This window comes from Nocardia ninae NBRC 108245, assembly GCF_007990755.1.
Classification (GTDB): domain Bacteria; phylum Actinomycetota; class Actinomycetes; order Mycobacteriales; family Mycobacteriaceae; genus Nocardia; species Nocardia ninae.
Map to the genome: position 1 here is coordinate 1 of NZ_BJXA01000064.1, position 9558 is coordinate 9558.

The 9558-nt window shown below is 66.0% G+C and carries 15 protein-coding genes; 8 read left to right on the forward strand and 7 right to left on the reverse strand.

The features are described 5' to 3' along the window. The coding region (locus tag NN4_RS32895; protein ID WP_147139545.1) for a tetratricopeptide repeat protein at window positions 1–799 on the forward strand (799 nt) is incomplete at its 5' end. A gap of 66 nt (window positions 800–865) precedes the next feature. Here the strand turns inward: NN4_RS32895 and NN4_RS32900 are convergent. Together NN4_RS32900 and NN4_RS32905 are read right to left on the reverse strand one after the other, a co-directional pair. Next, window positions 866–1069: a hypothetical protein gene (locus NN4_RS32900; protein WP_147139547.1), complete on the reverse strand. Its 204-nt coding sequence runs from the start codon at window positions 1067–1069 to the stop codon at window positions 866–868. 185 nt (window positions 1070–1254) lie between these two features. Continuing rightward, window positions 1255–1533, reverse strand: a complete 279-nt coding sequence (locus NN4_RS32905) for a hypothetical protein (RefSeq protein ID WP_147139549.1) — start codon at window positions 1531–1533, stop codon at window positions 1255–1257. A gap of 1124 nt (window positions 1534–2657) precedes the next feature. Between NN4_RS32905 and NN4_RS32910 the strand changes: the two genes are divergently transcribed. Next, the gene (locus NN4_RS32910) at window positions 2658–3026 is read left to right on the forward strand and encodes a helix-turn-helix domain-containing protein (protein WP_246181207.1); all 369 of its coding nucleotides are present in this window, start codon (window positions 2658–2660) and stop codon (window positions 3024–3026) included. 120 nt (window positions 3027–3146) lie between these two features. Next, entirely contained in the window at window positions 3147–3497 is a 351-nt protein-coding gene (locus NN4_RS32915; RefSeq protein WP_147139551.1) for a DUF6907 domain-containing protein, read from the forward strand. 10 nt (window positions 3498–3507) lie between these two features. On the opposite strand, the gene NN4_RS32920 is transcribed toward NN4_RS32915, so the two are convergent. Further along, window positions 3508–3987 carry a hypothetical protein gene (locus NN4_RS32920; RefSeq protein WP_147139552.1) on the reverse strand — a complete coding sequence of 160 codons (480 nt, stop codon included), beginning with the start codon at window positions 3985–3987 and terminating at the stop codon, window positions 3508–3510. Between the two features lie 306 nt (window positions 3988–4293). Here NN4_RS32920 and NN4_RS32925 point away from each other — a divergent pair, with 306 nt between their 5' ends. Further along, entirely contained in the window at window positions 4294–4959 is a 666-nt protein-coding gene (locus tag NN4_RS32925; protein WP_147139554.1) for a hypothetical protein, read from the forward strand. A gap of 365 nt (window positions 4960–5324) precedes the next feature. Continuing rightward, on the forward strand, window positions 5325–5606 hold the full coding sequence (locus tag NN4_RS32930) for a hypothetical protein (RefSeq protein WP_147139557.1): 282 nt from the start codon (window positions 5325–5327) through the stop codon (window positions 5604–5606). Between the two features lie 66 nt (window positions 5607–5672). On the opposite strand, the gene NN4_RS32935 is transcribed toward NN4_RS32930, so the two are convergent. From NN4_RS32935 to NN4_RS32950, 4 genes are all read right to left on the reverse strand, one after another. Further along, window positions 5673–6125 carry a DUF2637 domain-containing protein gene (locus NN4_RS32935; protein WP_147139559.1) on the reverse strand — a complete coding sequence of 151 codons (453 nt, stop codon included), beginning with the start codon at window positions 6123–6125 and terminating at the stop codon, window positions 5673–5675. 149 nt (window positions 6126–6274) lie between these two features. Then, window positions 6275–6796, reverse strand: a complete 522-nt coding sequence (locus NN4_RS32940) for a hypothetical protein (protein WP_147139561.1) — start codon at window positions 6794–6796, stop codon at window positions 6275–6277. Window positions 6797–6879: 83 nt separating this feature from the next. Then, on the reverse strand, window positions 6880–7173 hold the full coding sequence (locus NN4_RS32945) for a type II toxin-antitoxin system RelE/ParE family toxin (protein WP_147139563.1): 294 nt from the start codon (window positions 7171–7173) through the stop codon (window positions 6880–6882). Then, the gene (locus tag NN4_RS32950) at window positions 7170–7418 is read right to left on the reverse strand and encodes a type II toxin-antitoxin system ParD family antitoxin (RefSeq protein WP_147139565.1); all 249 of its coding nucleotides are present in this window, start codon (window positions 7416–7418) and stop codon (window positions 7170–7172) included. The genes NN4_RS32945 and NN4_RS32950 overlap by 4 nt, the downstream gene beginning before the upstream one ends. A 1124-nt stretch (window positions 7419–8542) precedes the next feature. Between NN4_RS32950 and NN4_RS32955 the strand changes: the two genes are divergently transcribed. From NN4_RS32955 to NN4_RS32965, 3 genes are all read left to right on the forward strand, one after another. Continuing rightward, complete coding sequence (locus NN4_RS32955) at window positions 8543–8785, forward strand: hypothetical protein (RefSeq protein ID WP_147139568.1); 243 nt, start codon at window positions 8543–8545, stop codon at window positions 8783–8785. Window positions 8786–8999: 214 nt separating this feature from the next. Next, on the forward strand, window positions 9000–9302 hold the full coding sequence (locus NN4_RS32960; protein WP_147139569.1) for a hypothetical protein: 303 nt from the start codon (window positions 9000–9002) through the stop codon (window positions 9300–9302). A 64-nt stretch (window positions 9303–9366) separates the two neighbouring features. Further along, window positions 9367–9552: a hypothetical protein gene (locus tag NN4_RS32965; protein WP_147139571.1), complete on the forward strand. Its 186-nt coding sequence runs from the start codon at window positions 9367–9369 to the stop codon at window positions 9550–9552. Window positions 9553–9558 lie beyond the last annotated feature (6 nt).

Here is a 9558-nt window from a genome sequence, read left to right on the forward strand (position 1 = left end):
GGTCACGGCGGTGGTCACGCTGCTGGGCACCGACAACTTCAGCGCCGACCTCGCCGCGGTGACGATCGCAACGAACCTGGCCCTGATGATTCTGCTCGCCCGGATCCTCGAACCAGACCTTGCCGAGATCCCGATCGATAAGAACACCTACCTCGACGAGGACGAGTTCGAGTACCTCGACGGCCGGGGTGATCATCTCCAGAACTTGGCGCATAACAGGCTCAGCGAGAAACGCACGTTCGCGGCGATCACCCTGTTCGAGAAGATCGCCGTCGGCACCGAACGCGCGAAAGGACGCTACGCCCTCGGCACGTTGTCTGCCTACAGCAGCTTGGCCTTCGCCTACGAAATGATCGGCGGCCAGCGCACCGCCATCAAGCTGTACAAGCAGATCCTCGCCAGCCATGAACGGGCAAACGGCATCGAGGACTCCGACACCGCGTTCGCCCGGACCAGCCTTGCTTACGCCTATCTGGGCGCGCACCGGATGCGCAGGGCGGTGAAGCTGTTCGAGCGGGCGTTACACGAAACCGAGCGCGATCGGGACCCGGGAGATCCCTCGATTCTGGCTTCGCGCAACAGCCTCGCCGGCACCTACGCAGATGCCGGCCGAACAGCCGAAGCCCGCGCCTTGCTCGAGAAGAACCTGACCGACTGCCAGCAGTTCCTCGGCGCGGACGCCTCACTCACCAAATCCACAATGTCCTTACTGAGATCCTTGCGCACGGGCCCGGAACATCGGACACCCACGAAGCCCTCACGCTCCGCTGCGAAGAAGCCCGTCCGGCGCCCGCGCTGACGGAGCAGGATGTCACACAAGGATCAATTCTCGACACCGCGACAGATGTCGCGGTGTCGAGTTCAGCTAGTGGCCTTCGTTGCCCTCGCGAGCTTCTTGGGCCTCGCGGGCCCTGTCGATGAGGCATTTCCGAAACTCAGGGAACTTGCTGTACTTCTTCGCGCAGTCAGCCACGTCGGGATCGACGTCGGCGACGGCGGGACCGGCGAGCATCAGGCTGGCCGCTGTGGCTGCGGCGCACATGGCGGCAGTAATCGAGATCCTTCGCATCGAACATCTCCTATCGTCGGATGACTTGGTAGGGCAGTGTTCGGACACAGAGCCAGCCGAACCCCTGAAGGGTTCGTTGCCGACCCAACCGTAGATGTGCCGGATGGAAGAACTCGTGGACTGCCCATGACCCGCGTGGCGGCTCGCCCCCGGCTTGACCACCGACAAGACCTGCTTATCGGTGGTCAGGATCGAGGGTCCGGACCGGCCCAATTGGGTTGGTAATCCGGATGATCGCGCCAGATTTCGGCGATGGCGCGCAACGTCGGGATGTACTCCAGTCGCGACCGCTCGGTAGCCGGCGTCTCGCCGAACAGATGAGTCAGCTCGCCCTCGTACTCCAGCACAGAGAGAACCGCGGTCCGCAGCGCCACGACGTAGCGCCCGCGAGCGGCATCTTGTTCGTCCTCGGCGAGACGGGCGACGATGAACTGCTCGATCCTCGGTGGCTCGGACTCGGTCATGCCGCTGATCCTTCGGGACTCCGTCGGCCCTGGCTACGTCGCCGCGCAGCGCGTGCGGATTAGACAGCAAAACGCCGCCGGCGCGGTGCACTGGCGGCGTAATCGCTGAAGGCCGACGTCCCACAAGCGCCTCTCGGCGGGTGGTCGCTCGTAGCGACGAATGGGGTGAGGCCCGGGGCTGTCCGGACGCCGACACGGGATTCAACAGAGCCCTCGACTCGACTATTCCCGCAAGTCGGTCGTTATACGAACACCGCATCGCCCCCGCCTGACTACGTAAGCGAGGGCGGTGGACCCGGACACGATGTGCCGGGGTGTCAACGATGGAAGGGCCCCTTCAGGGCCGGTATCGCAGGGTTGCGCATCTAGTCGGCGTCGAGAATCGGAGCGATTTACGACACTAGGGCCTGCTGGCGGGAGGATGGGTGAACGACCCCTGTAGCGGGTACCAGACAGCTCGACATCCGCATTCCCCGTGCGACTACCGGTGCCGCCCTCGATGCTGTCATCCGCCTGCACGTCGAGTCGGCTCTGCGCAAAAGCGGCGAGTGGCCGATCCGTATCGAGCGGGGCAGGGGCTACGAGCATTCACCGGGTGTCATGTGCTGGTCGGTGACCGTTGTGCCCGGGCCCGGCACGCCTCGGTGATCTTCGTGAGGCTGCGTCCCAGGCTGTGAGGCCCTCTGTCCTGAGTGGAAAAAATCTGTTGTGGCGGATGTAGACATTCTCCGAGGGGCGGTATACAGTCGCTGTCGCTCGAAAAGAAAGTCCAGAGGTCGGGCAGGTGAACTGCCCGGAACACGAAGTTCAACAACACGAAGTTCCACCCGTCCCCTCCGGCGGAGAAGAGAAACCCGGTGCACTCGGCCGGACCGCCGGAGGGGGACGAACAAGCGAGGTCGGACCCGATCCCGACCGCGTGGGGTAAGTCCGGCAATCCAGGAGGTGGTCACTGAGTAGTCACTTATCAGTCCCGCGTCCCGGCAAGTGCCGGAGGCGATACGCGAGATCGGCCCGTAGGGCCGGTGAACAGAACTGAAAGTTCCAACCCCCTCTTCCCTGTTAGATCCCAGGCCCCGGCGCACACGCGCCGGGGCCTGCCGACGTTGAACCCGAGAGGTGCTGTGCAGCAACCGAACACCGATCCCGCCGACGGACCCAGCGCCGACGACAAACTCGACGACGACACCTACCCTGCCTACAGCATGGGACGCGCCGCGGAAATACTCGGCGTCACCCAAGCCTTCTTACGCGGCCTCGACGCCGCTCACCTGCTGACCCCGCAGCGATCCGCCGGCGGGCACCGCCGCTACTCGCGCTACCAACTGCGCATCGCCGGGCGTGTGCGCGAACTCGTCGACGCCGGTAATCCCCTCGAGGCCGCGTGTCGCATCGTGATCCTCGAAGACCAACTCTCCGAAGCCCAGCGCATCAACGCAGACCTCCAGCACGCACTCGATCACCGCACGCCAGGAACCCCTTCCCCGAGTTGAGCGGTTCAGCGGGGCCCGTCGTTTTCCGAACAGTTAGTCGCTCTCCCGCCGTGGGCGGACGCTATGGGCAACTAGTCAAGCTTCGGACGGGGTTTCGCGCTCGTGCCTATGCTCGCCGCTATGAACGACGCACGGGCCAATGCGGAACGGCAGTGCCCTTCCTGGTGCGAGGAGCACACTGACCACGTCGATGCCGTGCCCGTCCCGCCTGATCGGTTCCAGGTCCACGCAGGGTTGAAATCGACTCGGCCACTGAGCATCTACGGACTTCGGGCGCTCACCACTTTGCTGCAGCGGACCGACACACACGCCGGGGAGCCGGACTCCTACGCCATCGAGCTGCACGTCGGGGAGGACTACTGGTTGTTGCTCACCCCTGCCGAGGCGGATTACCTGGCAGAACAGCTAAACCTGCTGACTGCCGAGGTTCGCCGCGTGCCCGCCCGGAAACAAGAGGGATCCACGGATTGACCGGCACCCGCTACGCCTGCTTGTTGATCTCGCTGTCCGCGGCGCGCTCGTCAAGGAAATGGGGGTAGTCCGGCTCCTCGTCCTTCTCGGCACGCATGGGCAACCTCGGCTCGGAAATCACCGGGTCGATCGCGAAGAAGAAGACGCTGGTCATCCACGCCGACAGCAGCAGGCACAGCACGGGCACGGCCAGTACGGAAGACGAGGCCACGGGGCCGAGTTCGGACGACGAGCCATCGAGTCGCAGACCGTTGCCGAGGGCGGCGAGCACCATGCCAGCCGCGGCGACGGCCGCGAACAGCCAACGCGCCCAGCTGGCATGCATGTTGGGGACGAACCGGACGTAGCAGAACAAGGCCTGCGTGGTGACGGCAGTGACGGCGATCGGCCACACCGCCGCTTCCCAGTTCGACGCCCCCGCCGCCTGTGCCCACCCGATGCCGAAATTCGCGAACGCCGCGTAAGCGCTGAGGCCGGTGAGCGCGAGCACCGTCCTCACCGGAAGGCCCGCGACGAACTGGCGGATGAACGCGGTCTGAGCCTCGTTGCTGCGGCGGCGATAGCCCGAGAATGAAAACCTGCTGTTCCAGCCATGTTGGATGCTCCCCTGCTGCACGTCAATGTCAGGCCAGTGTGGGCATAGGCACCGACACGGATCGCTGATTTCACGAACAGGCCCCGCGCGTCCGGGCGGCTCGCCGCATCGGAGCCCAGCACGGCGCGCCTCGACGCCGCGGTTGAGCGGGCGGCGCAGAATCGGTTGGGCCCTCACCCCGGCCGATCAAGGAATCCGCCCATGTTCACGACCCTGTTCGATAAGGCCCTGGCCGCAATCCCGCTCAAGGAGCTCTACTTCCTCGGCGCCAGCGCGGTAGCGATCCCTCTGCTGCTGTCGATGTTCGGTGACCAGATCGCTTGGGACACCGCACTATCGGCCGGATCAGTACTAACCCACGGTGCCGACTGGACGACCGGACAGGCCTGGGTGGAGCAGGCCCGCGCGTGGATCACCGATCCGACCCGGGCCGCAGCGATCACGCTGGTTTGCCCAGTGCTGATCTGGATCACCGTGGGCCTCAACCATGCTCGACTGCGTGGCCAGCGCCCGGTGTATGCGATCCCCACGGCGGTCTACTGCATGGCAGCCCTGGTCGAAGTCGGGGCCGTCGAGCTTGCCTGGACCTCGCTGGCGATCGGTGTGGCCTTGTCTGCCCTTCCCGTGCTGGACCGGCATTTCCCGATCCGCTCGGTCCTGGGCGCGGTCTCGTTCACCTTCGCCGACCTCCTCAGCACCGCGCTGAGGATCGTCTCGGACCTGCTCGAGCTGGTCTACAACCTCCACGATCGGCAAGCGTCGCCGGACGACGCACCAAAACGGGCCCTGCCCGAACCGGTCGCGATCCCGCCGCGGTACGGGCTCCACCTGCCCGAGAAGTGCGCCAAGATACCGGCGCTGCGGTGACTTCATCGCTTTCCCGCACGGCTCTACGACACGGCGGGCGCGCTCGCCTTCCGTGCGACTCGGCAGCGGCCGGCGCGGTTACGGTCCGTGCATGACCAACAGTGAGCGAATGCCCCAGGAGAGCGCCGCCCGGATCCAGTCCGCCGCCGACCGTGAGCCGCGTAGTGACTCCGCCCGGTCGGGGTTCGCGGCACGCGCACAGTCGAGCGCCGACAAGGCAGCTCATCACGAGCGGTCGGGGCGGTCCGGTCGAGGATGACGGTCACCTCACCGGCTGGTCGCCCGCGCGGCTCCCAGTGCCCGCGGCATTAACTTCGCAGGACAGTTGCGCTCCGTTGTCGGTCGGAGATTCTAGGGTCGGTCATATGACCGACATCGGACCACTAGCCGCGTCCTCACGTGCCACGTTCGGCGATGCAGGCGTGCACGCGGTCGTGCGGGCCGGGCGCACCGTGCACGCGGTCACCTTCGGCCAGTGGGTCGGCGAGGAAGAAGTGCCGGAACTGTTGTGCCGCACCGGTGTCGCCGGATGGTCACCCGCCGCGCTGGAACCAACCCGTGCCGCGGTCACGTGCGCGCGATGCTTGCGCCGGATCGGCGGGCAAACCCTTGCTTCGCAACAGCTTCCGCTGTTCGGCGAGCACTGATTTCGAGCAGTCCGACGGGGGTGCGACATAAGCGCGCCGTGCGCCCGGCTGCCGCTTGGGGGTTGGTCAGACGTCGGGCTCGTCGATCTCGCCGTGCAGCCCTGGCTTGGTCGAGCCGAGGAAGATCGAGGTGTTGAGCACGCCCAACAGCAGGCACAGCGGCGGAACCGCACCCATGATCATTTTGGCGGTGAGGGACAGCTCGCTCGGGTTCGTGGCGTTGAACGCGTTCCCGGCGATGCTTCCGGCGACACCGCACAGGAGCAGAACGCCGAAGTAGGGGCGGATGATCCCGGTCCGGTATGGCAGCGTCCCCAGCATCACGTAGCAGTAGGCGATCTGGAAGACGGTGGTGCCGACGACGATCGGCCACAGCCAGGCGACGAACGCTGACGTTCCGGCCAGTTGCGCCAGGTTGTGCCCGAAGGCGAAGGACGCGACCGCGGCCAGTCCCATCAGGACAGTGGCGGCCGCGACGGCGACCTTCTTGACCGAGAGCTGCTCAGTCCATGGATTCATGGCTTCCCCCCGAGATATCCCGCGCTACAGCAGGATCACCAGCATGACGAGACGGCCGACCGTGGATATCGCCAGAGGCCGTTCCGACAGCTAAGCCGTTCGGGCCCGACGGCGTGTAGGTATCAGGTGAAAATTTTTCACGCCTTCACCTACACCCGATGAGCGGCGCACAGGCCGCGGCCGCCGGTGGCGATCGCGCAGCGCTGCCCGGTGGGTTTCAGTGCGCCGCATTGCAGTTCGGATGCGTGGATGTGGCACACGTCGCGGCCGGGCAGTGCACCGATTCCACACGGCCGCCCCGACTTCGTCGCCCCGGTACAGCGCACGCTGGTGCGGTCACGGGCGTCGATGGCTGTTTCGAGCTGCCGGTTGTGCCGGATGGCGGAGCGGCGGCTGTGTAGCGCCTGCTCCTGCCGACCGTGCTCAGCGTCCTGCAAGTCGAAAGCGGTCATTCCAGCGTAGGGCTCTTCACCTTTGATCCAGCATGTGGCGGCGTAGGCGGCGATCCCGTCCCGGCTCTGCGCGTGCAACCAGCCGATCTTGCCGAGCCCGCGGAACGCCAGGTCGTAGGGTTCTTGATCGGGTTCGCGTCCGGTGTAGTGCGCGATGTAGTCCACCGCGGCGCGGGCCAGCTGCGCACGTTCGGGGATGGTCGGTTTGCGACGGGCCATGGCACGCACCGTAATGCTGCCTACCGGTCGAACTCCGCTGCGAATCGCCGATATACCCACGCGGCGGGCCGGACCCCCGCGACTCACAGGTGCCGGTCGACGTCCATGCGTTGATGCAGAACGCGTACGACATCGATCGTGTCGTCATCGAGAACCCGGTAGTAGAGGGTGTGGGATCCGGCGGCGAGGCTGCGGTAGCCCGCACGGATCTCCTCGCATGGATGCCCGATGCGAGGGTCCGCGGCAGCGCGCTCAATCGCGTGCTGGAGTTCGCGCAGGTAGGTCTCGGCCTGGCCGGGATTCCACTGCTCGCACGTGTAGTCCCAGATCTTCTCGAGGTCGGCCTGAGCCGCCGGAGAGAGAAGATACCGGCTCACCGATCACCCGCGCCGGCGCGCTTGCGAGCGAGGAACGAGTCGAAATCAAACGGCGCCGAGGGCCCACTGCGCTCACCCTCGACCAGCGCCGACCGCAACGCCTGAAGCTGCGTCTCGCGGTCCTCGAGCAGACGCAGCGCCGAACGCAGCACGTCACTGGCCGACCGGTAGCGGCCCGAGGCGACCTCTTCCTCGATGAACGCGGCGTAATGCTCATCGAGACTGAACGACGTGTTCCTACCCATGAACCAAGGTTACCAATTATTGGTAACCGCAACGTAGTGAGGCACTCATCTGACTTGGCTGATGACACACTTTTAATTTCGCGGTCGTGCCTCAGCAGCCCGCCGCCCACCACGACGAAGTCCGGCCAGTGCAGGGCCTGGCCGTTGTCCAGCGGGATCGCCCACCAGCGCGGCCGGTCGGCGTCATCGATCGACGGGCGAACGACGTGGCCGCCGGGTGTGTGCGCTGTGGTCTGCACACCGACCCGCTCGGCGTAGCGGTGCGCGCTCGCGCCGTCGTCTCGGGCGCGTTCCAGCGCGCGGAACTGCCGCTCGGAGACCACCTCCAATCCGCGAGCGGCACCACGCCCGAGCATCGCCAAGGCGGTCTCGGCGACCAGCAGCCGGTGCAGCATCCGCTCCTCACCGGGAACGAGGAACCGCAACTCCGGTTGTCCGGGTGTTCGTATCGCGGTCAATCCCGCCATCGTCGGATACACCACCGTGCCCGCCCAGGCCAGGTTGTCGGAGCGCTCGAGCAGGCCGGCACCGTCCATGAACGCGACTCGGCGCCTCGCGGTCTCGAACACCCCGCGATAGCAGTACTTCGCCGCGTGACGAACGGTGAGCGCGCCGAAGCGTCCTGCGAAGTCCAGCAGTTGCTCATCGGCGGGACTTCGTCGCCATCCGTGCCGCTTCGCGGTACCAGCTGCCGGTCCCTGATTGGCCATCCGCTCCGCGCGGGCCCGCCGCCACGGCGTCGACCGAATGCGCACATATGGCAGCTCGCTGCCTGAAAGTTCCGGCATCGCAACCTCTCCTGTCTCTCGTCGAACTCGACCGCCCACTCGACCCGGCCGCGGTCAATGCCCACACGAGAGTCGCATCCGCCTTTTCCAGGGCATCCAGCCCGAAAGCTCGACCGCACGACAGCGGCCCCACGCACTGACTTACCTGCACACCACAAACGACAGCGGTGGTGCGCGGTTACCGGCCGAGGTCTTCGACGCGGACGACGGCATCGACGAAATAGCGAAGAGGTGGCGGCGAACCCACCTGGTGTGCTCTCGTTGGGGGAATTTCAGGACGTAGGGAGGTGAGTGGCCGTGACCCTGTACCGGTGTCCGAATCCGAACTGTTTTCACGTGCGGCACTACACCCCGACGTGTCCGAACGAGCCCGTCGCGATCGACCCGGAGGCTGTGCGCCGGATCGTGCAGCTCCAGCGGTCCGGGGCGTTCGATTCCGGTCCCTGGTATCCCCGCTTCAAGATTCGACCCCCACTACCGCGTGGGGAACGCGCAGAGCCGCCGGGGCAGCTGCGCCCGCTGCTGATCTTCGCCTTGCTCGTGGCTGGAATCGTCCTCGGCCTGTACCTGCTCGTGTAACCGGCCGTCCGCGACGTCTCGCGCCTGGTCGAGGACAGCCGACGGCAAAATTCGCGGCCTTCGATCCGTCACAGCCCCCGCACTGCCCTGATCTATGTACCTATAGACGCGACCCTCATTTGCACCCCCTCGCTGTATGACATCTGTCGCGACTCGCTGGAGATCCACGTCGCCCACGTGACCAGCGTCAACTCGGCAGACACAGGGAGCACACGTGACGGAGCTATTCGCCGGTGGCGGAGGCCTGAGCATCGGGCACGTCTTGGTCGCGGCGACGCTTACAGCGTTGGGCCTGCTGATCGGGCTGGCGCGGTTCAGCCTCCAAGACGATCGACTCGGGCGGCTGATCGCGATCGTCAAACTGACCAACACCACCGACCCTGCCGTTCGCGAGGCCGCAGCGACTGCGCTGGACAAGACCGGACAACGACCGCCGCAACCCACGGAGGTACCCGCCGGCCAACCCGACCCGATCCCTGCACAACCCTCCGAGCATGTCGACGATGTCCCGGTTTGACCCCCACATCGTGCGTAAGTTCTGCTCCTGGTGCGCACCGGCCCTGGTCGCTGATACTCAATCCATGATCGGGGACTCGAAGTGGCTGGTGTGCGATCAACCCGACTGCCGCGCGATGATCGAGGAGGTCGGCGACCTGGCGACCGAGCACGCGGTCCGCACAATCGCCGCCGCCCGCGGCTGGTACCTGGGAAACCGGCACTACTGCCCGGCCCACTGGCCGCGCCCACGTACACACCATCTGGCCTGATCGCTC